Source organism: Luteimonas arsenica (assembly GCF_004352825.1).
Classification (GTDB): Bacteria; Pseudomonadota; Gammaproteobacteria; order Xanthomonadales; family Xanthomonadaceae; genus Luteimonas; species Luteimonas arsenica.
The window spans coordinates 354,824-377,278 of sequence record NZ_SJRW01000002.1 but is presented as its reverse complement, the minus strand read 5'-3'; the positions used below and the strand labels follow the sequence as shown (position 1 = coordinate 377,278).

General features: G+C 71.3%; 21 protein-coding genes and 1 pseudogene. 5 read left to right on the top strand and 17 right to left on the bottom strand.

Annotation, left to right across the window (positions count from 1 at the left end; genetic code table 11):
- Window positions 1–43 precede the first annotated feature (43 nt).
- Together lipB and E2170_RS09185 are read right to left on the bottom strand one after the other, a co-directional pair.
- On the bottom strand, window positions 44–754 hold the full coding sequence (lipB, locus tag E2170_RS09190) for a lipoyl(octanoyl) transferase LipB (protein WP_133000371.1): 711 nt from the start codon (window positions 752–754) through the stop codon (window positions 44–46).
- The gene (locus E2170_RS09185) at window positions 742–1,020 is read right to left on the bottom strand and encodes a DUF493 family protein (RefSeq protein ID WP_133000370.1); all 279 of its coding nucleotides are present in this window, start codon (window positions 1,018–1,020) and stop codon (window positions 742–744) included. Before E2170_RS09185 ends, lipB begins: the two co-directional genes overlap by 13 nt.
- Window positions 1,021–1,184: 164 nt before the next feature.
- Here E2170_RS09185 and E2170_RS09180 point away from each other — a divergent pair, with 164 nt between their 5' ends.
- On the top strand, window positions 1,185–2,102 hold the full coding sequence (locus E2170_RS09180) for a CsgG/HfaB family protein (RefSeq protein ID WP_133000369.1): 918 nt from the start codon (window positions 1,185–1,187) through the stop codon (window positions 2,100–2,102).
- 48 nt (window positions 2,103–2,150) lie between these two features.
- Here the strand turns inward: E2170_RS09180 and E2170_RS09175 are convergent, their stop codons facing one another.
- The 3 genes from E2170_RS09175 to mltB form a co-directional block, all read right to left on the bottom strand.
- Window positions 2,151–3,377, bottom strand: a complete 1,227-nt coding sequence (locus E2170_RS09175; protein ID WP_133000368.1) for a D-alanyl-D-alanine carboxypeptidase family protein — start codon at window positions 3,375–3,377, stop codon at window positions 2,151–2,153.
- A 76-nt stretch (window positions 3,378–3,453) separates the two neighbouring features.
- Window positions 3,454–4,953: a septal ring lytic transglycosylase RlpA family protein gene (locus E2170_RS09170; RefSeq protein WP_133000367.1), complete on the bottom strand. Its 1,500-nt coding sequence runs from the start codon at window positions 4,951–4,953 to the stop codon at window positions 3,454–3,456.
- The gene (mltB, locus tag E2170_RS09165) at window positions 4,950–6,104 is read right to left on the bottom strand and encodes a lytic murein transglycosylase B (RefSeq protein ID WP_133000366.1); all 1,155 of its coding nucleotides are present in this window, start codon (window positions 6,102–6,104) and stop codon (window positions 4,950–4,952) included. Before mltB ends, E2170_RS09170 begins: the two co-directional genes overlap by 4 nt.
- Window positions 6,105–6,238: 134 nt before the next feature.
- Between mltB and E2170_RS09160 the strand changes: the two genes are divergently transcribed.
- A complete protein-coding gene (locus tag E2170_RS09160; protein ID WP_133000365.1) occupies window positions 6,239–6,979 on the top strand; it encodes a hypothetical protein in 741 nt (246 codons plus the stop codon).
- Between the two features lie 45 nt (window positions 6,980–7,024).
- On the opposite strand, the gene rodA is transcribed toward E2170_RS09160, so the two are convergent.
- The 5 genes from rodA to E2170_RS09135 are packed head-to-tail and all read right to left on the bottom strand — an operon-like array spanning window position 7,025 to window position 12,684.
- Entirely contained in the window at window positions 7,025–8,137 is a 1,113-nt protein-coding gene (gene rodA / locus E2170_RS09155; protein ID WP_133000364.1) for a rod shape-determining protein RodA, read from the bottom strand.
- On the bottom strand, window positions 8,134–10,167 hold the full coding sequence (gene mrdA / locus E2170_RS09150; RefSeq protein WP_133000363.1) for a penicillin-binding protein 2: 2,034 nt from the start codon (window positions 10,165–10,167) through the stop codon (window positions 8,134–8,136). The genes rodA and mrdA overlap by 4 nt, the downstream gene beginning before the upstream one ends.
- Window positions 10,167–10,652 carry a rod shape-determining protein MreD gene (gene mreD / locus E2170_RS09145; protein ID WP_133000362.1) on the bottom strand — a complete coding sequence of 162 codons (486 nt, stop codon included), beginning with the start codon at window positions 10,650–10,652 and terminating at the stop codon, window positions 10,167–10,169. Before mreD ends, mrdA begins: the two co-directional genes overlap by 1 nt.
- Complete coding sequence (gene mreC, locus E2170_RS09140) at window positions 10,649–11,617, bottom strand: rod shape-determining protein MreC (protein ID WP_133000361.1); 969 nt, start codon at window positions 11,615–11,617, stop codon at window positions 10,649–10,651. Before mreC ends, mreD begins: the two co-directional genes overlap by 4 nt.
- 23 nt (window positions 11,618–11,640) lie before the next feature.
- Window positions 11,641–12,684, bottom strand: a complete 1,044-nt coding sequence (locus E2170_RS09135) for a rod shape-determining protein (RefSeq protein ID WP_133000360.1) — start codon at window positions 12,682–12,684, stop codon at window positions 11,641–11,643.
- A 274-nt stretch (window positions 12,685–12,958) separates the two neighbouring features.
- Here E2170_RS09135 and E2170_RS09130 point away from each other — a divergent pair, with 274 nt between their 5' ends.
- The gene (locus E2170_RS09130) at window positions 12,959–13,891 is read left to right on the top strand and encodes a carbohydrate kinase family protein (protein WP_133000359.1); all 933 of its coding nucleotides are present in this window, start codon (window positions 12,959–12,961) and stop codon (window positions 13,889–13,891) included.
- Window positions 13,892–13,994: 103 nt separating this feature from the next.
- On the opposite strand, the gene E2170_RS09125 is transcribed toward E2170_RS09130, so the two are convergent.
- The 5 genes and pseudogenes from E2170_RS09125 to E2170_RS09105 form a co-directional block, all read right to left on the bottom strand.
- Entirely contained in the window at window positions 13,995–14,474 is a 480-nt protein-coding gene (locus tag E2170_RS09125; RefSeq protein ID WP_133000358.1) for a hypothetical protein, read from the bottom strand.
- A gap of 98 nt (window positions 14,475–14,572) precedes the next feature.
- The gene (locus tag E2170_RS09120; protein ID WP_243708132.1) at window positions 14,573–15,328 is read right to left on the bottom strand and encodes a hypothetical protein; all 756 of its coding nucleotides are present in this window, start codon (window positions 15,326–15,328) and stop codon (window positions 14,573–14,575) included.
- Between the two features lie 166 nt (window positions 15,329–15,494).
- Window positions 15,495–17,483 (bottom strand): annotated as a pseudogene (locus E2170_RS09115) (M1 family metallopeptidase); the annotation flags it as partial.
- Between the two features lie 115 nt (window positions 17,484–17,598).
- Window positions 17,599–18,357 (bottom strand): bifunctional demethylmenaquinone methyltransferase/2-methoxy-6-polyprenyl-1,4-benzoquinol methylase UbiE, encoded by a 759-nt coding sequence (gene ubiE, locus E2170_RS09110; RefSeq protein ID WP_133000356.1) that lies wholly within the window; start codon window positions 18,355–18,357, stop codon window positions 17,599–17,601.
- A gap of 7 nt (window positions 18,358–18,364) precedes the next feature.
- Entirely contained in the window at window positions 18,365–19,828 is a 1,464-nt protein-coding gene (locus tag E2170_RS09105; RefSeq protein WP_133000355.1) for a metallopeptidase domain-containing protein, read from the bottom strand.
- Window positions 19,829–19,964: 136 nt separating this feature from the next.
- On the opposite strand from E2170_RS09105, the gene E2170_RS09100 reads away from it, so the two are divergent.
- Entirely contained in the window at window positions 19,965–20,420 is a 456-nt protein-coding gene (locus E2170_RS09100; RefSeq protein ID WP_133000354.1) for a nucleoside deaminase, read from the top strand.
- 61 nt (window positions 20,421–20,481) lie between these two features.
- Here E2170_RS09100 and E2170_RS09095 read toward each other — a convergent pair whose 3' ends face one another.
- A complete protein-coding gene (locus tag E2170_RS09095; RefSeq protein WP_133000353.1) occupies window positions 20,482–21,027 on the bottom strand; it encodes a carboxymuconolactone decarboxylase family protein in 546 nt (181 codons plus the stop codon).
- Window positions 21,028–21,136: 109 nt separating this feature from the next.
- On the opposite strand from E2170_RS09095, the gene E2170_RS09090 reads away from it, so the two are divergent.
- Window positions 21,137–21,982, top strand: coding sequence for an AraC family transcriptional regulator (locus tag E2170_RS09090; protein ID WP_133000352.1), 846 nt, complete (start codon window positions 21,137–21,139; stop codon window positions 21,980–21,982).
- 25 nt (window positions 21,983–22,007) lie between these two features.
- On the opposite strand, the gene E2170_RS09085 is transcribed toward E2170_RS09090, so the two are convergent.
- A complete protein-coding gene (locus E2170_RS09085; protein WP_133000351.1) occupies window positions 22,008–22,442 on the bottom strand; it encodes a hypothetical protein in 435 nt (144 codons plus the stop codon).
- Between the last annotated feature and the right edge of the window lie 13 nt (window positions 22,443–22,455).

Sequence of the window (22,455 nt, the reverse complement as noted above, 5' to 3'; positions counted from 1 at the left end):
GCAGATGCGTCAGAAAGCGGATTCTCTTCCAACTGTTTTCGCTTTATCCGCGTAAATCCGCGTTATCCGCGTTCATCCGTGGCAAAAGCTCCTGCTCTTCCGCAGCCTCTACAGGCGCGAGCCCGAGCTGTGCGGCAAGTGCCGCGACCAGGGGGGGCTGGGCGGCTTCGAGGCTGGCGGGACCGCCGCATTCTAGCACCGAGGTCACTTCCAGCCCCGCGTAGCCGCAAGGGTTGATGCGGTGGAAGGGTTCGAGGTCCATGGCGATGTTGAAGGCCAGGCCGTGGAAGCTGCGGCCGCGGCGCACGCGGATGCCGAGCGCGGCGATCTTGGCGCCGCTGTCGACGTAGACGCCCGGCGCGCCCTCGCGGCGCTGCGCGTGGATGCCCCAGCCGGCCAGGGTGTCGATGATCGCCTGCTCGATGCGGCAGACGTACTCGCGCACGCCGATGCCGAGGCGCCGCAGGTCCAGCATCGGATAGGCCACCAGCTGTCCGGGGCCGTGGTAGGTCACCTGGCCGCCGCGGTCGACCTTCAGCACCGGGATGTCGCCGGGCATCAGCACGTGCTCGGGCTTGCCGGCCTGGCCGAGGGTGAACACCGGGTCGTGCTCGACCAGCCAGAGTTCGTCCGGGGTGTCGTCGCCGCGGGCATCGGTGAACGCCTGCATGGCGCGCCACACGGGCTCGTAGGCCTGGCGGCCGAGGTCGCGCACCCGCAGCGGCGGCACGCCCTGGGCGATTACAGCGTCCACTTCACCTCGGGATGCTCGCGCAGCGCGGCGTGCGCGCTCTCGTACTCCTCGCGGGAGTTGGCGCGGAAGGTCAGCTTCACCGACACGAAGCGGCCGCCGCTGGAGGGGCGGCTGGTCAGGGTCTCGTGGACCACGGTGAGCCCCGCCGCGCGCAGCAGGTTGGGCACCTCGACCTCGAGCCCGGCAGACGCCGGCCCCATCGCGGTGATCTCGAAGTCACCGGGGAACTGGAAGCCGTGTTCAGGATTGTCGGACTTGATCTCCATGGTCCCGATTATGGGCCCGCGGGCGCGCGATCCCAATGCCATGGCTGAAACGCCGCGACCCGCGCCCGGCCCCGGAACCGCTGTCTGACGGCGGCCGAGCGGCCGCTGGCGGGCAAGCGCTGCGTTTGGCGATGTGGAATCGACCCATATCCACGGAGCACGCCATGCCACGCAAGCCCCTCGCCGCCGCCCTCACCGCCTGCCTGCTGGCCGCGCCCACCGCGGCTTCCGCCCAGCAGGCCACCGATGTCCCGGTCTGCTCGCGCAACCTGGGCACGATCGCCGTGATCGAGCCGACCGGACAGAACTGGTGGACCGGCCAGCGCCTGCCCTCGCCCGCGGCCCTGATCAAGGTCTACGTCAACCGTTCGCGCTGCTTCACCCTGGTCGACCGCGGCACCGGCATGCAGGCGATGCAGGCCGAACGCGCGCTGGCCTCGTCGGGCGAGCTGCGCGGTGGTTCGAACATCGGCAAGGGCCAGATCCGCGCCGCCGACTACGTCCTGGTGCCGGACGTGGTGTCGCAGAACCGCAACGCCGGCGGCACCAACATCGGCGGCGTGGTCGGCGGCCTGCTGGGCAACCGTCGCGCCGCGGCCGTGGTGGGTGGCGTCAACCTCAAACGCAGCAGCGCCGATGTGGTGCTCACCGTGACCGACGCCCGCTCCTCCGAGCAGGTGGCGATGTCCGAAGGCCATGCCACCAGGACCGACGTGGGCTGGCGCGGGGGTGGCGGCGGCTTCGGTGGCGCCCTGGTCGCCGGCGGCGCCTCGGGCTATGCCAACACCGAGATCGGCCAGGTCGTAGCGCAGGCCTACATCCAGGCCTACAGCGACCTCGTCGCCCAGCTCGGTGGCCTGCCGTCCGACGCCTCCGCGGCGAACGTCGCGCAGGCGGTCACGCTGTCCCGGCCCGGCCGGCTGCTGAAGTCGCCCGACGGCAGCGGCGGCGCGGTGCGCGACCTCGAGCCGGGGATGCTGCTCTATCCCACCGGCACGAAGGAAGGAACCATGTGGGAAGTCGAGGACGAGGTGGGCAACCGCGGCTGGGTCAATTCGACGCAGGTGTCGAACGCCCGCTGAGGCTCGCCCGTTCCGGCCGGGTTCCCCGCGGGCCCGGCCCGGCGACGGTCAGAGCGACTGCCACCACATCAGGAGTTCGTGCCACAGGCGCTTGAAGAAGCCGGCTTCCGGCACTGCTTCCAGCGCCACCAGCGGCGCTTCGGCCACCAGCTTGCCGTCGAGCATCACCCGCACCTTGCCCACGGCCTGGCCCTTTTCCAGCGGCGCCACCAGGGTGCGCGGCACGTCCATGCTCGGCTGCAGCTTCGAATATTTGCCGCGCTGCATGCTCACCAGCAGCGGCTCGGCCACGCCCAGGGAGATCTCGTTGGCCTGGCCCTTCCACACCTTCTGCGTCGCCACGACCTCCTCGGCGGCGTAGAGCTGGTGGGTTTCGTAGAAGCGGAAGCCCCAGTTGAGCAGCGCCTGGGAGTCGGTGGCGCGCTGGGCCTCGCTGGTCGAGCCCATCACCACCGAGACCAGGCGCTGGTCGCCGCGCTTGGCCGAGGCCATCAGGCAGTAGCCCGCGCCGGAGTGGTGGCCGGTCTTGATCCCGTCCACGCTCTGGTCGCGCCACAGCAGCACGTTGCGGTTGCGCTGGGTGATCGGGCCGACGGTGTACTCCTTGATCGCGTTGTAGGCGTAGTGCTCGGGGAAGTCGCGCGCCATCGCGCTGCCCAGCTTCGCCAGGTCGCGGGCGGTGGAGTAGTGCTCGGGCGCCGACAGACCGGTGGCGTTCTGGAAGTTGGTGTCCTTCATGCCCAGGCGCGCGGCGTAGGCGTTCATGAGCGAGGCGAAGGCCTCCTCGGAGCCGGCGATGTGCTCGGCCAGCGCGATCGCGGCGTCGTTGCCCGACTGCACGGTCATGCCCTTTTCCATCTCGATCAGCTTTGCGGTCTTGTTGACCTCGAAGCCGCTGTAGCTGCCGTCGGTGCCGGCGCCGCCGGTGCGCCAGGCGTTGACGGTCATCATCACGTCGTCGTCGGCGCTGATCTTGCCGGCCGCCATCTCGGCGGCGATCACGTAGCTGGTCATGACCTTGGTGATGCTGGCGGGCTCGACGCGCTCGTCGACGTTCTCGCCGGCCAGCACCTGGCCGGTGGCGTGGTCCATGACCAGCCAGGCGGTGCCGGTGATCGAAGGCGCGTCGGGCACCGGGAGTTCGTCGCTCAGCGCGCCTGGTCCGGCGGCAGCGGGAGCGGGCGTGGCAGGCGCGGGATCCTGGGCAAAGGCGAGGCCGAGCGTGGCGACGGAAACGGCGGCGAACAGCGCGACGCGGACGGCGTGGGCTTTCATCAGGCTGGAGACTCCGGGAATTTCGGGCCGCCCGCGGGCGGGCGGCGGGGACAAGCGTTCATTTTAACCGTGCGGCTCACTCGCGCACGGGATGTGGCGCACCAAACCCGAGACCCGCGACGCGGGCGCTGAGTTCCTGGACCAGGGCCGGGGCCACCGGACCCACGCGCAGGCGCCAGACCGGCTTGCCCGCCGAAGTACCGCCCTGCAGGCGCGCGTCGGCGATGCCGGCGCCGCGCAGCATGGACAGCGCACGCTCGGCGTTGTTGCGCGAACCGAAGGCGGCGACCTGCAGCAGGATGCCGCCGGCCGTCGGCGCAGGTACCGATGCAGGTGCCGCGACCGCGACAACCGGTGCCGCCGCGGCCGGAGCCGGAGCCGGGGTCGAAGCAGCGGGCATGGGCGCCGTGGCGGCGGCCTGCGGCGCGGCGTTCGATGCCGCCGCCAGCGCCGGGTCGCGCGGATCGGGCGTGCCGGCGCGGCCGGTGGCCACGCGCGCGCGGCGGGACTTCATCCAGGCGTCGAACTCGTCGGCGGTCATCGCCCGGCCGTCCTGGTGCATGTCGAAGCGCCAGTCGCCGGAGGACGCGCCGGCCGGAGCGGGCGCCGCGCCGGACGCTGGCGCGGACCCGGCTGCGGACGTCGAAGCAGGCGCCGCCTGAGGCGTATCCGCGCGCAAGGCGACCGCCTGCGACATGGCCGCGGCAGCGACCGGTGCTGCCGCGGGCGCCGCGGTTGCCACTGCCTGGCCCGAAGCCGGCAGCCCGGCCACCAGACCGTCCATTCCGCTCGGCGGCATCGCCTGCGGCTTGCCGGTGGCCACGCGCACGCCGGGCGGCAGGCCGGTGGCCGGGTCCACGGCGGCGGCGGTCCGGGTGTCGGCCGGCCGATGGCGGGCATCCTCGCCCGGGCTGAGCGCACGCACCTCGACCCTCGCGGTGCCACGCGGGTGCACGCCGATCTTCACCGCCGCGGCGTAGCTCAGGTCGACCACGCGGCCTTCGTGGAAAGGTCCACGGTCGTTGACGCGCACCACCACCGATTGGCCGGTGTCGAGGTTGGTCACCCGCGCGAAGCTCGGCAGCGGCAACGACTTGTGCGCCGCGGTGAAGGCGTACATGTCGTAGACCTCCTGGTTGGAGGTCCGGCGCCCGTGGAACTTCTGGCCGTAGTACGAGGCCGTCCCGGTCTCGACGAAGCCGCGGGTGTCGTCGAGCACGCGGTAGCGCTTGCCCAGCACCGTGTAGATGGGGCCGTTGCCGTAGCGCGACCGCGGCAGGTCGACGACCTCCGGCTCGGGGATCGCGTCCACGTCCGGGATGTAGTCGGGGGTCGTGTCGGCGACACCGGGCTTGTACAGGCCGCCGGCGACGTAGTCGCCGCGGGTGGAGGGATCCTCCTGCGCCGGCGCATAGGGCGAGACCTTCGGGCCGTCACCGCGCGGGGCGGTGCCGGCGGCCGGTCCGGTCGCGGTGGCGGGTGCGTCATCGCGCTTTGGCGATCCCGCGCAGCCGGCCAGCAGCACGACCACCGCTGCGACTGCCCAGCACGCGGACTTCGCGCGCCGGACGCTCATCGCGGCTCGCGCCCCGCGATCGCCTGCGCCAACTGGTGCACCGCCAGCGAATACATCGGCGAACGGTTGTAGCGGCTGATGACATAGAAGTTGCGGTAGCCGAGCCAGTACTCACGCCCGGCGTCGCCATCGAGCGCGATCACGGTGGCGCCTTCGGCCAGCGGCTGGCCGGGCCGCGGGGTGAAACCCAGTTCCGCCAGCCGCGGCAGCGGATGGTCGGGCTCGAGCGACTTCGGATCGCCGCTGGGCACGAATTCCGCCGCGCCTTCGGCCTTGTCGGCGCGCGCGACCACCGGTGCCCCGCGCTCCCAGCCGTGGATCACGAAGTAGTTGGCAATGGATGCGAAAACGTCGGGCTTGTGGGTCAGCAGGTCGCGGCGGCCGTCGCCGTCGCCGTCCTTCGCCCACAGGCGGTAGCTCGAGGGCATGAACTGGCCCATGCCCATGGCGCCGGCATAGCTGCCCTTGAGCGCGGCGAGGTCGAGCTGCGGCTCCTCCTTCTCCAGCGCGAACAGCTGCGCCAGCTCGCCGGCGAAGAACGGCGCGCGCCGGGGGAAGCCGAAGGCCAGGGTGTACAGCGCATCGAGCACGCGGTAATTGCCCGTCACGCGCCCGTAGCTGGTCTCGACGCCGATGATGGCGACGATGTACTCGGCCGGCACGCCGGTCTCGGCGGCGACGCGGTCGAGCGCGGCGCGGTTCTCGGCGTAGAAGGCCTTGCCGCCGCTGATGCGGGCGTCGTTGATGAAGATCGGGCGGTAGTCGCGCCAGGGGCGCACGGCCTCGGCCGGGCGCGACATCGCGTCGACGATCGACTGCCGGTGCTCGGCGCCGGCGAGCACGCTGCGGATGTGCGCGCGGTCGACGCCATAGGTGTCGGCGGTGTAGTCGACGAAGGCGGCGATGCGCTGCTCGCGCGGGATGTCGGGATCGGTCACCGATGGCGGCGCCACCGGTCGCTCGGGCGGCTGCGGCACCGCCGGCAGCAGCGTGGGCGCGGAGGCCTCCGGCGACGACGCCGGAGCCGCGACCGGCTGCGAACCTGCTTCGGCATCCGCCGCAGCCGGCGTGGGTTCGACCGGGGTCGCACAGGCGGACAGCGAGAGCGGCACCAGGGCGGAGAAGAAGGCGGTCAAGAGTGGCTTGGACATCGTCGGGAGCGTATCACGGGGCCTCGCGGCGATGGCCCTGCGGAGAATGAACTGGCGCATGACCTTGTGCACGCTCCCTGCCCGTGTTCACGCGAATAGCCTGCGGTTTCCACAACGCCAGATGAAGGACCGTCATGAACCGATCGGAACGCTTCCTCACCCTCTATGCCGGCGTGCTCACCGTCGCAGTGGCCACCGCGCTGCTGACTGGTGCGACTTCGGGCAACAAGGCGAGCTTCGAGGAGATCGACGTACAGCGGCTCAACCTGCGCGAACCCGACGGCACCCTGCGCTACGTGCTGTCGAGCTCCGCCCGCTTTCCCGGCGCGATCATCAAGGACAAGGAATACGAGCACCCGCGGCCGCAGGCGGGGATGCTGTTCTACAACGACGAGGGCAGCGAGGTCGGCGGCCTGATCTTCGCCGGCAGCAAGGATGCCGACGGCCGGATCCGCTCCGGCGGGAGCCTGACCTTCGACCGCTACGAACAGGACCAGATCGTCCAGATCATGGGCCTGGACCAGGGCGGCGAGCGCACCCTGGCCGGCATGCAGGTCTCCGACCGGCCGTCGCGATCGATCGCGGTCGACTTCGAGGAGAAGGACACGCTCGAGGCGATGCCCGAGGACGAGCGCAAGGCGCTGATGGCCACGCGCCGGGCGGAGAACCACCATGGCGCGGGCCGTCTGTTCGTCGGCCGCAACGGCGGCGGCGACGCGACCCTGATGCTCAGCGACGCCGGGGGCAAGCCGCGGATGCAGCTGAAGGTCACGCCAGACGGCGCGGCCTCGATCGACTTCCTGGACGAGCAGGGCGAGGTCGTGGGCCAGGTGACGCCCGAAACCCTGGCATCCGCCGCCCCGCCCGCGGGCTGAGCCCGGCCATGCGCCGCCGTGCCGGCTGCAGCCGGCCGGCGGCTTTCAGCGTCCGCGCACCGGCCGGCCGGCATGCACCGCCATCACCACGCCCATGCCCGCCAGCAGCGACACCGCCGCGGTACCGCCGAAGCTCAGCAGCGGCATCGGCACGCCCACCACCGGCAGCAGGCCCGAGATCATGCCGCCGTTGACCAGCACATAGACGAACAGCGCCAGGCCGAGGCCACCGGCCAACAGGCGCCCGAAGCCGTCGCGCGACTCCGCCGCGATCCACAGGCAGCGCCCCACCACCACCAGGTACAGGGCCAGCACCATGACCACGCCGAACCAGCCGAACTCCTCCGACAGCACCGCGAAGATGAAGTCGGTGGTGTGCTCCGGCACGTAGTTCAGGTGCGACTGCGAGCCCTGCCCCCAGCCCTGTCCGCCGAGCCCGCCGGAGCCGATCGCGATCTTCGACTGGATGATGTTCCAGCCCGCGCCCAGCGGGTCCGACTCCGGGTCGAGGAAGGTGAGGATGCGGTCCTTCTGGTAGGGCCGCAGCAGCCAGAACCAGGCCACCGGCGCCACTGCGGCCGCGCCCGCGGCGGCGGCCACGAACCACCACCAGGACATGCCGGCCAGGAACAGCACGAAGGCGCCGCTGCTGGCCACCAGCATCGCGGTGCCGAAGTCCGGCTGCAGCAGGATCAGCCCGGTCGGGATCGCCACCAGCAGCATGCCGACCACGGTGGTCAGGAACGAGGGCGGCATCGGCCTCGAATTGAGGTACCAGGCCACCATCATCGGCAGACTGAGCTTGAGCAGCTCGGCGGGCTGGAAATAGAACACGCCCAGATTGAGCCAGTGCGCGCCGCTGCGCCCGGTGCCGACGAACAGCACCGCCACCAGCGGCAGCAGCGACAGCAGGTAGGCGGCCGGCGCCGCGTCACGCAGGCGCAGCAGCGGCACCCGCGACAGCAGCCAGAGCACGCCCAGGCCGACGACGTAGCGCGTGCCCTGCGACACCACCAGCGCCGGATTCTGGCCACCGGCGCTGTGCAGCACCGCCAGGCCGATGCCCATCAGCGCCAGCAGCGCGCCCAGCAGCACCCAGTCCAGGGTGCGCACGAAGCGCAGCAGCAGGTCCAGCAGGAAACGCAGGATGACGTTCATGGCCGGCCCTCCCCTGCGCCTGGCACGCCATCGTCGCCGCTGCCGGTCGCCGGCATGTCCGGCGCTGCGACCGCGGCCTCGCCCGCCGGCTCGATCCCCGGCCCGGCGACCACGGTCGCGACCACGTTGTCGAACAGCGCGACCACCGGCGCCGCCTCGCCCTCCGCGGCCGGCACCTCGGGCATCTCGCCCAGCAGCCAGGCGTCGAAGATCCGGCGCGCGATCGGCGCCGCGGTCGAGCCGCCGTAGCCGCCGTGCTCGACCACCACCACCACGGCGATGGTCGGGTTCTCCGCGGGCGCATAGCCGGCGAACAGCGCCTGGTGGCGCAGGTGGTAGGGGAGCGAGCGCGGATCCATGCTCGCGCTGCCGCGGCGGCTGACGCGCTGCGCGGTGCCGGTCTTGCCGGCCATGCGGTAGGGTGCGCCACGGGCCATGGCGGTGGCGGTGCCGCGGCCGTGGATGGTGTTCTCCATGCCCTCCTGCACCGCGCGCAGGTGCGCGGGGTTGTCGGTGATGCGCGGCGCCGCCGCCAGGGGCAGCGGGGTCCAGGGCGCGTCATAGCCGCTGCGCCGCTCCGCCACCAGGCGCAGCGGATGCAGGGTGCCGCCGTTGGCGATGGCCGCGGTGCCGCGCGCCATCTGCAACGCCGTGGCCACCCAGTAGCCCTGGCCGATGCCGGCGATCACGGTCTCGCCCGGGTACCAGGGTTCGCGGCTCTGCTTCGCCTTCCATTCGCGCGAGGGCACGATGCCCGAGGTCTCGCCGGTGAGGTCGATGCCGCTGGGCTGGCCGAAGCCGTAGCGGTGCATGTACTCGGCCAGACGGTCGATGCCCATGTCGTAGGCGAGCTTGTAGTAGTAGTAGTTGATCGAGCGCGAGATCGAATCGCGCAGGTCGACCCAGCCGGCGCCGCGGCCGGCGTCGCGGTAGCCGCGGCTCTGCCCCGGGATGAAGAACTCGCCGGTGGAAAACACCCGGCTTTCGGGCGTGCGCAGCCCGCTGTCGACGCCGGCCAGCGCCACGAAGGGCTTCACGATCGAGCCCGGCGGTCCGCCGCCGAGCACGTTGCGGTTGAACAGCGGCCGCGCCGGGTCGTCCATCAGCGCGCGATAGTCGGTGGTGGAGATGCCGTTGACGAACAGGTTGGGGTCGTAGCTGGGCAGGCTGACCATGGCCAGCACCTGGCCGGTGGCCGGGTCCACCGCCACCGCCGAGCCCTGCATCTCGCCGAAGGCCGCGACCATCGCCTGCTGCAGCTCGACGTCGATCGACAGCCTGAGGTCGGCACCGGCGCTCGCCGGCACCAGGCCCAGACGGCCCAGCGCGCGGCCCTCGACATTGGTCTCCACCTGCTCGTAGCCGACCACGCCGCGCAGGGCCTCGTCGTAGTAGCGCTCCAGCCCGGTGCGCCCGGTGTGGGTGAACACGCCGTGGCCTTCGCCGAAGCGGGCGATGTCGTCCTCGTCGGTGCGCCCGACGTAGCCGACGATGTGCGCCATCAGGTCGGCATACGGGTAGCGGCGGTTGAGGTAGGGCACCAGCTCCACGCCCGGAAAGCGCCAGCGCTCGACCGCGAAGCGCGCGGCCTCCTCGTCGCTGATGCGCAGCTTCAGCGGGATCGCACGGAAGCCGCGCGTGGTCCTGCGCGCCGCCTCGAAACGCTCGATGTCCTCGGGCGCGAGTTCGACCACCTCCGACAGCGCCTCGACCAGGGCCTTCGGATCGCCGGCGTCCTCCGGGGTCACGTCCAGGCGGTAGGCGGGCACGTTGTCGGCCAGGATCCGGCCCTCGCGGTCCAGGATCAGGCCGCGCCCGGGCACCACCGGCCGCGGCTTGATGCGGTTGGCCTGCGAGCGCTTGGCGTAGTCGTCGTGGTCGAGCACCTGCAGCTTGAAGTACCAGCCGGCCAGCCCGCACAGCGAAATCAGCACCACGCCGAAGCCCAGCAGCGCGCGGCCGCGGAACAGGCGCGCCTCGGCCTCGGCGTTGCGCAACCGCCGGCCCCGCGGACCGAGCTTGGCCTGCATCACAGCCGGGCGCCGCGGCCCATGCGCAGCGCGTCGAGCAGCACGAACAGCGGTGCCCACAGCAGCATGCCGACCAGCGGCGCCCACCAGTAGGCCAGCGGCAGCACCGGCTCGCCCAGGGCGAGGTGGAGGATGGTGCTGATCACCCGGTCGTTGAGCAGCAGGCCGCCGATGGCCAGGGCCTGCTGCGGCATCGGGAAGAAGCGCATCTGGGTACGGAAGCGCTGCAGGATGAAGGTCATCACCACCAGCCGCAGCGCCTGCTCTCCGAGCAGGCCGCCGAAGGCCACGTCGGCAACCAGGCCCATGGCGAAGGCGACGCCGAGGCCGACGCGCTCGCTGTCCTCGATCACCCAGTACGCCAGCACCAGCGCCAGCCAGTAGGGGCGCAGCGGCTGCAGCAGCGCCGGCATCGGCAGCAGGCCCAGCAGCAGGGCCAGCAGGATGCTCACCGGCAGCACCCAGGAGCGGCCGCGGGCGCTCATTCCACCGCTCCGTCGGGCGTGGCGGCGGCCTCGGATTCGGCGTCGGCTTCGCCCCCGCTGGCCTCGGCGGCCTCGGCGGCCTTGGCGCCAGGCTCCACATCGGCCGGTGCGGCCGGCGCGGCCTCCCCGGGGTCGCCGCGCAGCAGCAGCACGTCGCGGCCACGGTCGAGCTGCGCCGCGGCATCGATGTCGCCGACCAGGAAGGCCCGGCTGTCGTCGGGGCGCAGCGCAGCGATGGTGCCCACCGGGAAGCCCGGCGGAAAGCGCCCGCCCAGGCCCGAGGTGATCAGCACGTCGCCTGCACGCACTTCGCTCGAAAGCGGCACGTTGCGCAGTTCCAGCCGGTCGCTGCGGCCGGTGCCGTAGGCGATCAGGCGCACGCCGGTGCGCGCCACCGCCACCGGCACCGCGTGGTCGGGGTCGGTCAGCAGCAGCACCACGGCCGTGGTCGGAGTGGCGTCGATCACCTGCCCCACCAGGCCGCCGGCGTCGATCACCGCCTGGCCCCGGCGCACGCCGTTGCGGGTGCCGGCGTTGAGCATCAGGCGCTGCCGGGTCGGGTCAAGGTCGACGTCGAGGATCGGCGCCAGCTGCACGTCCAGGCCGCCGCGCTCGGCGGCGCCCAGCAGGCCGCGCAGGCGCGCGTTCTCCTCGGCTTCGACCTGCAGCCGGGCCTGGCGCGCGGCGCCGAGCAGCAACTCGTTGCGCAGGTGGCGGTTCTCCTCCGCCAGCCGCGAGCGCGTGGCGGCGTCGTCGCGCAGGCCCTCGCCCAGGCGCGAGGGCAGGCCCGCCAGCCACCACACCGGCTGCATGGCGACGCTGGCATGCCCGCGGATCTGGACCAGCCAGTCGCCGCGGTGGTCGAACACGACGAGGGCGACCGAAACAGCAAGGTAGGCCAGCAGCCGCAGCGTGCCGGCGACGTCGCTGGAGCGGGGGGCGGAGGGGCCGGCGTAGTTGGACACGGTGGGTGGCCGGGGCTGTCAGCTCACTCCGAGGCGAAGAATTCGTTGCCGTGCATGTCCAGCAGTTCCAGCGCGCGGCCACCGCCGCGGGCCACGCAGGTCAGCGGGTCCTCGGCGACCTGCACGTGCAGGCCGGTCTCCTCGCTGAGCAGGCGGTCGAGGTCGCGCAGCAGGGCGCCGCCGCCGGTAAGCACGATGCCGCGCTCGGCGACGTCGGCGCTGAGCTCCGGCGGGGTCTGCTCCAGCGCCTGGCGCACCGCGGCGACGATGCCCATCAGCGGCTCGCGCAGCGCTTCCAGTACCTCGTTGTTGGTGATGGTGACCATCTTCGGCACGCCCTCGGCCAGGTGGCGGCCCGAGATCTCGGTTTCCTCCACCTTCTCTTGCGGGTAGGCGCAGCCGAGTTCGATCTTGACCCGCTCGGCCGTGGCCTCGCCGATCAGCATGCCGTGGTTGCGGCGCACGTAGTTGATGATCGATTCGTCGAAGCGGTCGCCGCCGATGCGCGCGGACTGCGAGTACACGATGCCGTTGAGCGCGATCACCGCGACCTCGGTGGTGCCGCCGCCGATGTCGACCACCATCGAGCCGCGGGCCTCGGTCACCGGCATGCCGGCGCCGATCGCGGCCGCCATGGGCTCCTCGATCAGCGACACGTCGCGGGCGCCGGCCTCCATCGCCGAATCGCGGATGGCGCGCTTCTCCACCTGGGTGGAGCCGGCCGGGACGCAGATCAGCACCCGCGGGCTGGGCCGCAGGAAGCGGCTCTTGTGCACCTTGCGGATGAAGTACTTGAGCATCTCCTCGGTATAGGTGAAGTCGGCGATGACGCCGTCCTTCATCGGGCGATGCGTGGTGATGTTGCCCGGCGTACGGCCGAGCATCTGCTTGGCCTCGGCGCCCACCGCGGCGACCGCCTTGGGGCCGCCGTTGCGGTCCTGGCGCACCGCCACCACCGACGGTTCGTTCAGCACGATGCCCTGGCCGCGGACGAAGATGAGGGTATTGGCCGTGCCCAGGTCGATGGACAGGTCATTGGAGAACATGCCGCGGAACTTCTTGAACATCGGGAACAGGAATCCGTCAGGAGGGGGCGGGGAACGGGGGGATTTCCCGCGAAAACGGGATCGTGAAGCGTAGCAACCACCCCCTGCCCCGGCAAGGAAAACCGGGGCGCAGGCCGCGTCCCTGCTTGGCCCCGTGCGCCCGCAGCGGCTAACCTATCGAACCGCCGTGTCCCCAGGGTCCCGGCTTGCGACGGCCGGCCTTCGCCGGCTCCACCCCAGAAACCGAGACCGCCGTCCCACCCGGGGCCGGCCCCCACCCCGGAGCGCCTACCCGATGCCTGCACTGATCTGCGGTTCCCTGGCCTACGACACCATCATGGTGTTCCCCGACCAGTTCAAGAACCACATCCTGCCGGACAAGGTGCACATCCTGAACGTCTCGTTCCTGGTGCCGCGGATGCGCCGCGAGTTCGGCGGCTGCGCCGGCAACATCGCCTACAACCTGAAACTCCTGGGCGGCGACCCGATCCCGATGGCCACCGTCGGCGGCGACTTCGGCCCTTACCGCGACTGGTTCGACGAGAACGGCATCACCCTGGACCGGGTCAAGGTGATCGACGAGCTGTTCACCCCGCAGGCCTTCATCACCACCGACCACGACAACAACCAGATCACCGCCTTCCACCCGGGCGCGATGATGCGGTCGTACGAGAACCACGTGAAGGACGTGCCGGGCGTCACCATCGGCATCGTCAGCCCCGACGGCTACGAGGGCATGCTGCAGAACGCGAAGGAATTCCACGAAGCCGGCATCCCCTTCATCTTCGACCCCGGCCAGGCCATGCCGCTGTTCAACGGCGAGGAGCTGCGCGCCTTCATCGAGCAGGCCGACTACGTCACCGTCAACGATTACGAGTCCAACCTGCTGCAGGAGCGCACCGGCTGGGACGACAAGACCATCGCCGGCAAGGTGAAGGCCTACATCGCCACCCGCGGCCCCAAGGGCGCCTGCATCCACGCCGACGGCAAGCTGCACAACGTGCCGCCGGCGCACGAACGCCGCATCACCGACCCCACCGGCTGCGGCGACGCCTTCCGCGCCGGCCTGATCTTCGGCATCGAGAAGGGTTACGACTGGGAGACCATCGGGCGCATCGGCAACCTGATGGGGGCGCTCAAGGTCGAGCACCCCGGCACCCAGAACCAGCGCTTCGACTACGAGGAATTCTCGCTGCAGTTCCGGCAGCAGTTCGGGTACGCGCTGTAGGGCCGACCCTGCCGCGGCTGCCCGGCCCGCGCATGCCGACGCCCGGCCTCCGCACCGGAATGCGGGGACAGGGCGTCGGGCCGGGTACGGGATGCTTCCAGGCTCAGGAAGCTGGCTGGGTGGCGATGTAGCTCAGCTCGGTACCTGGCTTGAGGTTGCAGCTGAAGTTCGCCAGGTCGCCACCGTCCGGCGCCGTTGCCCCCGGGTAGAAGATCATCCAGTCCGACGTGTTCGCCGGCAACTCGATCGTTTGCGTCTCGCTCTGCGGCGCGAAGTTGAATCGGCCGTTGACGAAGGTGCAGCTCAGACTGGTGGCGACGGCATTGCCGTTGTGCACGCGAAGGCCGACGAGCGCAAGCCGCGTGCCGTGCTCGGAAGGCACCGAGCAGGAGATGAAGGCATTGCTGGTGCCCTCGTTGCGGACGCCCAGGGGACGGCTGCGGATGTTGCCGTCAAAGACCGGCAGCGCGCTCTTGCAGGCACCGGTGGCATTGACCTGGGTTTCGGCATGCGCGGCCGGCGCGGCGGCAAGGGCGATGATGCCAACCGCCAGCATCGTGGCGGCAGTGATGACTCTGGACATGCGTGGTACTCCCCATCGGATCCGGGCGCAGCGGATTGCCGGCCCTGGCATCAACAACGTGGAGTCCCGCCTGCGCCGGACAGGACGACGGACCGCCTTCAGTTCCAGGCCTTGAGCTGGTCGCGGTCCAGCCCGCCGACCTCGAACTCGACGGTGCGGGTGCCGCCAGCCTTGACCGGGTACTCGACCTTAAGCCGCTTCGCGCCGTCGATCATCCGCCACAGCGCCTTCTCGTCGTCGATGAACATGGCGATGGCCTCGTCGGTGTCGGGGCGGTTGGCGGCCATGCGCTTGGGCGCGGCGGCGTCCACGGTGACTGCAACCCGGCACGCGCCGTAGCAGTCGAAGTCGCCGGCCTGCATCACCAGGTAGCTGCTGCGGCCCCAGGACGGGTGGTCGCGGAAGATCAGGCGCACCGGCTTCGCGCCGCTGCCGTCGCTGTCCACGTTCTCGCGGGAATAGATCGCGGCCGACAGCTGGTTGCCGCCCTTCACCGGCTCGCTCTGGTAGGCCCAGAGCCCTTGCAGCCGCGCGTCCTCGCGCACGGCGTTGCCCTTGGCGCGTGCCTCCTCGTGCAGGGGGCGGATGCGTTCGGCGGCGGCGGTGTCGGGGTAGCGCGCCAGCAGGACGTCGCCCTGGGCGGCGGCCAGCGGCCAGTTCTCCGCGGCGAAGGCGGCGTCGAAGTCGGCTGCGGCCTGCTCCGCGGCGGCCTCGTTGGCCTGGGCCTGGCTGGCCGCCTGGGCCTCGGCCTGCGCGGCCGGGTCCTGGCAGCCGGCCAGCAGGGCCAGCGCCAGCAGGGCCGGGGCTGCGCGCAGTGCGGCACGCGCGACGTGGGCGGAAGTGTGCGTGCTCATCTGGCCTCCATGGATGCCTGGTCCGGGGGTACTGCGACCGCGCCGAGCGGCGTCAGGTGCCGTTCGGCGCCGGCCGCGTGGGATCGCCGTCGGCCGCCGGGATCGCCGGCGCTTCTTCCGCCGCGTCGCTGGAACCGCCTTCGGCATCGGCGGCGTCCGCGTCGTCAGGCTTCGGCTCGGCCGGATCGACGCCCGCGGGCACCGCCGGCATGCCGCTGCCCGGCGCCGGCTTCGCTTCGGCGATCAGCTTCTCCACCGAGCCGGTGGTGATCGGGTGGTAGCCGGGGCGCGCGGCTTCCAGCTGCTCCTTCGCGAAGGCCAGCCCGGCCTCGGTGGCGACCAGGGCCTGGTAGGTCGGCATGATCAGCTTGCGGCGGCCGATGCCGCGCACGAAGTCGGCGATCGCCGGATAGGCCTGCAGGTAGCCGCTGCGCACGACCAGCGGGTACCAGCGCTGGGCGATCTCGCCGTTGGGCGTGCCGGTGAAGCCGTAGGCGGTGTCGAGCTGCGAGAGCTGCTCGATGGACAGGGTCTGCGGCAGGCCCTCCAGGAAGTGCACCCACTCCTGCGTGCTCCAGTCGTCGGTGATCGCCGCCGGCGGCACCGTGCCGCTGCCCAGCCAGCCCAGGCGCGCGCTGTCGACCACGCCGAAGTTGCGCGACAGCACCTGCGGCGCGCTGGCGGGGATGCCCGGCTCGTACAGCCAGGCCTCGAGTTCCTCGCGGGTGACCTTGCCCGGGTACTGGTCGAGCAGGTGCTTCTGCGCGTAGTCGACGAAGCGCGCGGTCGGGATCGACTGGAACGCGAAGTGGTCGAAGTAGCCGCGCAGGAAGGCGTCGAACTCGGCGCGGCCGTAACGCTCCTCGAGGAACTGCAGGAACCACGCGCCCTTGTCGTAGGACACCGCGCTGAGCGAATCATCGGGATCCTTGACCACGCCCGGGCGCACGGCCAGCGCCTGCTCCTCGGGGCTCATGCGCTCGATCTCGGCCTTCAGCCCGTTGCGCGAGATCACGTACTCCATGTCGGCGCGCTCCTTGCCGTACAGCGCCTCGACGATGCGGTTCTCGACGTAGCTGGTGAAGCCCTCGTTGAGCCAGCCGTCCTTGGCGCTGGAGTTGGTGACCAGGTTGCCCGACCAGCTGTGCGCCAGCTCGTGCGCGATCAGCGACACCAGCGACTTGTCGCCCACGATCACCGTCGGGGTGATGAAGGACAGGCGCGGGTTCTCCATGCCGCCGTAGGGGAACGACGGCGGCAGGATCAGCAGGTCGTAGCGCTCCCAGCGGTAGGGGCCGTACAGCGACTCGGTGGTCGCGATCATCTTCTCGGTGTCTTCGAACTCGGCCACGGCGCGGTCGACCATGGTCGGCTCGGCCCAGACGCCGGCGCGCGCGGAGATCGGCTTGAACACCAGGTCGCCGGCGGCGATCGCCATCAGGTAGGACGGGATGCGCTGCGGCATGCGGAAGCTGTAGTCGCCGTCGCGGGCCGCGGCCGGGTCGTTGTCGGCGCTCATCAGCACCATCACGTCCGCCGGCGAGGTCACGTGCGCGCTGTAGGTGTAGCGCACGCGCGGCGTGTCCTGCAGCGGCACCCAGGAGCGGGCGTGGATGGCCTGCGACTGGCTGAACATGAAGGGCGTGGCCTTGCCCTCGGTCATCGAGGCCTCCAGCCACTGCAGGCCCGAGGCCGCCGGCGAGGTGCGGTAGGCGACGCGGATGCGCGTGTTGCGCTCGGGCGCCTGGATGGTCAGCTTGCTGCCGAGCAGGTCGTCGCGGCCGGCCAGCTCGAACTGCAGCGGCTGCCAGCTGCCGCCCTCGCCCTCGCCTTCCGCGCGCTCGATGGTGAGGTCGCGGGTGTCGAGCACCAGGGCGGTGGCCGTGTCGTCGCGCCAGTCCAGGGTGTAGGTGGCGGTGCCGCTGATGGTGCGGGCATCGAAGTCCAGGGCCAGGTCCAGCGCGAGGTCGTCGATGGCGACCTTGTCGGGCTCGGCGTAGGAGTGCTCGTCATAGTCGTCGCTGGTGGCGGCGGCCTGCGGCCTGGGGGCCGGCGCGGTGGCGTCGGTGGGCGTCGGCTCGCGCTTGCAGGCGGCGACGGCGAGGGCGACCAGCGCCGCGAGCGCGGCCAGGCGGAGGATACGGCTCAGGATCATGGACGGGGGTCCGGTGACTGGAACAGCCCCCGATTCTAGCCGCAGGGCGGCACCGGGTGCGCCGCGGGGGGCTTGCCCGGGCGCGACCCGGCCCCCGAAAGCCCGTGGAACGCCCTCAGGCCTTGTAGCCGTCGTGGATGGCGACGATGCCGCCCGAGAGGTTGCGGTAGCGGCAGCGCGCGAAGCCCGCGGCCTCCATCATCGCCTTCAGCTCGCCCTGCGGCGGGTGCTTGCGGATGGATTCGGCCAGGTACTGGTAGCTGTCGGCGTCGCCCGCGAACAGCTGGCCCAGCTTCGGCAGCACCTTGAAGGAGTGGAAGTCGTACAGCGGCCTGAACCAGTCCGGCACCTCGGAGAACTCCAGCACCCGCGCCTGGCCGCCGACCTTCAGCACGCGCAGCATCTCCCGCAGTGCCATGTCCTTGTCGGTGACGTTGCGCAGGCCGAAGGCGATCGTGACCAGGTCGAAGCTCGCGTCCGGGAACGGCAGCGACTGCGCATTGCACTGGACGTAGCTGAAGCCGCGCACGTGGCCGCGGTCGACCATGCGGTCACGGCCCACGCGCAGCATGCTGCCGTTGATGTCGCCCAGCACCAGCTCACCGGTCTCGCCCACGCGCGAGCGCAGCAGCGCGGCGATGTCGCCGGTACCGCCGGCGAGGTCGAGCACGCGGTCGCCGCGGCCGACCTGGGCGGTGGCGACGAAATAGCGCTTCCACACCCGATGGATGCCGAACGACATCAGGTCGTTCATCAGGTCGTAATTGCCGGCCACCGACGAGAACACCTCGCCGACCAGCTTCTGCTTGTCGGCCACCGGCACGTCGCGGAAGCCGAAGTGGGTGGTGTCGGGGCGGGGGTCGCGGTCGCTCATGCCGCGATTATCGCACCGTCCCGGGCCGCTGGTTGCCGCCGGTGCGCACGGGGCTGCCGGCCACCACCCGGAAGCCGGTGGCGGTCTGCGCCTCCACACGCACCATGAGCCGCCCGTCGGGCGATATCCAGGTTTCCCCGACCTTGAACATCGAACCCTCGTTGTTCGAGACGTCCGCGGGCGGCACGTCGGCATCCAGACTTCTCGCCTTGGCCGAGTAGTCGCCACCAACGCTGTGGATGATGATCGCGTCGCCCGCCAGGGCGGCCTCGTAGTCGCCGCTCCTGCGCCGGGCTTCCACCGTATAGACGGTATCCAGGTACGGGTCCGCCGCGCCCCGGGTGCGCAGGACCAGCATCTGCACGTTGCCCGAGCCACGCAGGCTGGCGTAATCGATCAGCAGCGAAACCGGCGACTCGCCCGTTTCGACGGTGCGCTTGCGCGCGGCGGCCACCCAGCCCAGGCGGTCGCGCTGGTGGATGTTGACGTGCTTGGGCAGCACGCCGTACTGCGGGTTCGTCGCGGCGTTGTGCCAGGTGCTGCTCATGACGTCCCAGGGATTGTCGTAGGTGTCGTCGTCGCCGTCTGAGTTGTCGGAATGGGGCAGGCCGTAGCCGTGGCCCATCTCGTGCGCCAGCACCGCGATGTTGTTGAACGACCATGGCGGGTTCCAGGTCGTCGACCAGCAGCTGCGCACGCCATCGAGCACGCCGCATTCGCCGCCACCCCAGGCATAGCCGTCGAGATCGCCGTTGAACATCAGGTTGACGCCGAGCACCTGCCGGAAGTCGACGTGCGGATCGGCCGCCGCCGTGCAGTCGCGAAACAGCGCGCCGAGGTCGACGCTTTCTTCGTCCGTACTTGCGTCCGTGGTCACATAGTGCGAGCGCGGATGGGGCAAGGCATACCAGCCCACGGCCGTGCTGCCCTGCAAGTTGATCCTGTCATGGGACACTTCACGCCAGTAGTGGCCGAGCTGCCCCGGCGCCTCCCCGTACTGGCCCTGGAAGAACGAGACCGGCCGGGGCTCCGCCTCCACGTCCGCGAACCTGCAGGCGATGGAGACCCACCGGGTCGCGCCCAGCACCGCCTGCGGCGTGGTGTCGGCCTTGCCCGCGACCAGATGCTCCGCCTGCGGCGCGCCGAAGCGGTCGGCCGGCACGATCGCCTCGATGAAGCGCGCTCCCCGCGCGCCTCCGGCCCGCGAGAACTCGATGGCCACCCGGCGGTTCGCGAGCGCCAGCAGGTCGCCGGCGCCGCGACGCGCCTGGGCGGGATCGAGCGGCAGGCGCTCGCCGCTGTCCAGCACCAACTGGGCCTCGAAGCGCGGTGCGCGGCGGACCTCCATGCCCACGGGCACGTGGGGGTCGCCCCAGCGCAGCTGCAATGCGCCCTGCACCACCTCGGCGCTCGCTGCTGGTGTGAACGACAGCAGCGCGAGCGCCGCCAGGCCTGCCTTGATTCCCTGCATTCCCCTGTCCCCCCGACCGGCGTCCGTCGGCCCGATTCTGTGCCAGCCCCCAGCCCGCGACAAGCCGCCGGACCCTGGCCCGCCGCGGCCCGCGCGGCTGGCGGTATCGTGGAGCCTTTCCCGACGATGGATCCCGATGATCGCGACCCCCGACTACCGCGCCCTGCTCGACATCGCCATCGCCGAGGCCCGGCAGGGCCTGGCCGAGGGCGGTATCCCCATCGGCGCCGCCCTGTACCACGCCGACGGCCGCCTGCTGGGCTGCGGCCACAACCGCCGCGTGCAGGAGGGCGATCCTTCGATCCACGGCGAGACCGACGCCTTCCGCAAGGCCGGCCGCCAGCGCGCCTACCGCGACACCATCATGGTCACCACGCTGGCGCCCTGCTGGTACTGCAGCGGCCTGGTGCGGCAGTTCAACATCGGTACGGTGGTCGTGGGCGAAGCGGTGAACTTCGACGGCGGCGTGGCGTGGCTGCGCGAGTCCGGCACCGAGGTGGTGGTGCTGGATGACGAGCGCTGCATCACGATGATGCGGGAGTGGATCGAGGCGAATCCGGGGTTGTGGAACGAGGATATCGGGGAGGAGTGAGGGGCCGCACGGCGGCCCAGGCTTTGGCCGCGAACTGGTGCGGACGGATCAACGAGCTGTGTCAACCGCGGGCGCGCAGCTTCACCTCCGGGAAATCCAGCGGCACCCCGAAAGCGACGTTGGTGTAGTTGGTGAACAGGTTCAGCGCGACGTGGGCCAGGATCTCCATCACCTGGCCGTCGTCGAAGCCCTGGTCGCGCAGGCGCTGCACGTCGGCGTCCGACACCTGGCCGCGGTCCTCCACCAGCTTGAGCGCGAAGGCCAGCGCGGCGGCCGTGGCCGGATCGTCCGACTCGCCGGCCTGGGCGCGCGCCATGTCTGCGGCGCTGGCGCCGGCCTTGCGGCCCAGCGCGGTGTGCGCGGCCAGGCAGTACTCGCAGCGGTTGCGGTCGGCGATCGCCACCGCGATCTCCTCGCCCAGGCGCGGCGACAGGCTGCCGGCGCCCAGCGCACCGAACGCGCCCCACATCGCGCGCAGCGCCGCGGGCGAGTTGGCCACGGCACGGAACATGTTCGGGGTGGCGCCGAACGCACCGTGGATGTCGTCGAGCAGGGCCTTGCGGTCGGCGCTGGCGGCGGCGGGGTCGACGAGGGCGATCCTGGACATGGCGGGTTTCTCCTTGGCAGGGCGCGGAATGCGCCGGGGAGGCCAGTCTGTGGCGTCATTCCATCCGATTGGGTACAATTCGGCGATATTTTCATGCAGAACGGATGACATGTCCCTGGACCGCCTCGAAGCCGTGCTGCGCCGCTTCCACGTGGGCGTCGAGCTCTTCCACACCGGTCCGCTGTGCGGCAGCGAATCGTTCGACGCGCGCCCGGGCCGCGGCTTCCTGCACCTGCTGCGCAACGGCGCCATGGAGGTGCGGCACGCGGTGCCCGGGCACCCGCGCGTGCAGCGGGTCGACGAACCGATGCTGCTGTTCTATCCGGCCGGCGACGCGCACCGCTTCCGCGCCATCGACGATGCAGCCGCACCGGTGCTGACCTGTGCGGCGCTGAATTTCGACGGTGGCCAGCAGCACCCGCTGGTGGCCGGACTGCCGGCGCTCGTGGCCCTGCCGCTGCGGGAGGTCGGGGGCCTGGAGGCCTCGCTCGCCCTGCTCTTCGACGAGGCCGACCACGTGCGCTGCGGCCATCGCGTGCTTGCCGACCGCCTGCTCGAAGTGGTGCTGATCCAGCTGCTGCGCTGGCTGTTCGACCACCCCGACCTCGCCGGCGCCACGCCGGGCCTGATCCACGCGCTGTCGGATCCGCGCTTGGCGCGCGCGCTGGTCGCCATCCACGCGCGCCCCGGCCACGCCTGGACTCTGGATGCGCTGGCGGCGGAAGCCGGCATGTCGCGCGCGAGCTTCACCGCCGCCTTCCGGCGCCAAGTCGGCCGCAGCGCTGGCGATTACCTCGCCGACTACCGCATGCTCGCGGCCCGGCGCGAACTGTCGCTGGGGCGCCCGGTGGCGCGGGTGGCCGACGAACTGGGCTATGCCAGCCCGGCCGCCTTCGCGCGCATGTTCAAGGCACGCGCGGGGCAGACGCCGAAGCAGTGGGCGCTGCGAGCCTGACAGGCAACGCAGCGGCGCGGGCGACTCAGCGCGCCTCGATGGTGAAGGCGCCGAAGGCCACGCCCAGGTCCACGCCCTCGCCCGTCCCGGCCAGGGCCAGCGACACCTCGCCCTTGGTCATCACCTGGGCCTTGCTGGACTTCACCACGCCGGCGTGGGCTTCGGCCGTTGCATAGGTGCCGAGCACTTCGTTGATCGAGCGCACCCCGGAGAACTCGCCGCGGCCGCCGCGGATCTCCGACTTGCCCACGGTCAGGCCACCGCCCTTGGCGCTGATGCTCACGGCCATGGCCTGGCCGTTGTCGCAGCTGACGCGGCCGGTGCCCGAGGCGGTCTTGTAGAACGCCGACCAGCCGGCCATGTCGAAGTCGAGGCGGCAGGAGACGTCACGGGCAGCGGCGGGCGCGACGGCGAGAAGCAGCGACAGGGCCGCGGTGGAAGCCAGGAGGGGCCGAAGCATGGTGGACCTCGCG

Coding starts and splice junctions, on each gene's coding strand:
- E2170_RS09135 (WP_133000360.1), bottom strand. CDS start 12,684: ATGTTCAAGAAGTTCCGCGGCATGTTCTCCAATGACCTGTCCATCGAC.
- E2170_RS09100 (WP_133000354.1), top strand. CDS start 19,965: ATGATCGCGACCCCCGACTACCGCGCCCTGCTCGACATCGCCATCGCC.
- E2170_RS09185 (WP_133000370.1), bottom strand. CDS start 1,020: ATGGAGATCAAGTCCGACAATCCTGAACACGGCTTCCAGTTCCCCGGT.
- mrdA (WP_133000363.1), bottom strand. CDS start 10,167: ATGCAGGCCAAGCTCGGTCCGCGGGGCCGGCGGTTGCGCAACGCCGAG.
- mltB (WP_133000366.1), bottom strand. CDS start 6,104: ATGTCCAAGCCACTCTTGACCGCCTTCTTCTCCGCCCTGGTGCCGCTC.
- E2170_RS09120 (WP_243708132.1), bottom strand. CDS start 15,328: ATGAGCACGCACACTTCCGCCCACGTCGCGCGTGCCGCACTGCGCGCA.
- E2170_RS09125 (WP_133000358.1), bottom strand. CDS start 14,474: ATGTCCAGAGTCATCACTGCCGCCACGATGCTGGCGGTTGGCATCATC.
- E2170_RS09105 (WP_133000355.1), bottom strand. CDS start 19,828: ATGCAGGGAATCAAGGCAGGCCTGGCGGCGCTCGCGCTGCTGTCGTTC.
- E2170_RS09170 (WP_133000367.1), bottom strand. CDS start 4,953: ATGAGCGTCCGGCGCGCGAAGTCCGCGTGCTGGGCAGTCGCAGCGGTG.
- E2170_RS09085 (WP_133000351.1), bottom strand. CDS start 22,442: ATGCTTCGGCCCCTCCTGGCTTCCACCGCGGCCCTGTCGCTGCTTCTC.
- E2170_RS09090 (WP_133000352.1), top strand. CDS start 21,137: ATGTCCCTGGACCGCCTCGAAGCCGTGCTGCGCCGCTTCCACGTGGGC.
- mreD (WP_133000362.1), bottom strand. CDS start 10,652: ATGAGCGCCCGCGGCCGCTCCTGGGTGCTGCCGGTGAGCATCCTGCTG.
- rodA (WP_133000364.1), bottom strand. CDS start 8,137: ATGAACGTCATCCTGCGTTTCCTGCTGGACCTGCTGCTGCGCTTCGTG.
- E2170_RS09095 (WP_133000353.1), bottom strand. CDS start 21,027: ATGTCCAGGATCGCCCTCGTCGACCCCGCCGCCGCCAGCGCCGACCGC.
- E2170_RS09160 (WP_133000365.1), top strand. CDS start 6,239: ATGAACCGATCGGAACGCTTCCTCACCCTCTATGCCGGCGTGCTCACC.
- ubiE (WP_133000356.1), bottom strand. CDS start 18,357: ATGAGCGACCGCGACCCCCGCCCCGACACCACCCACTTCGGCTTCCGC.
- E2170_RS09130 (WP_133000359.1), top strand. CDS start 12,959: ATGCCTGCACTGATCTGCGGTTCCCTGGCCTACGACACCATCATGGTG.
- E2170_RS09180 (WP_133000369.1), top strand. CDS start 1,185: ATGCCACGCAAGCCCCTCGCCGCCGCCCTCACCGCCTGCCTGCTGGCC.
- E2170_RS09175 (WP_133000368.1), bottom strand. CDS start 3,377: ATGAAAGCCCACGCCGTCCGCGTCGCGCTGTTCGCCGCCGTTTCCGTC.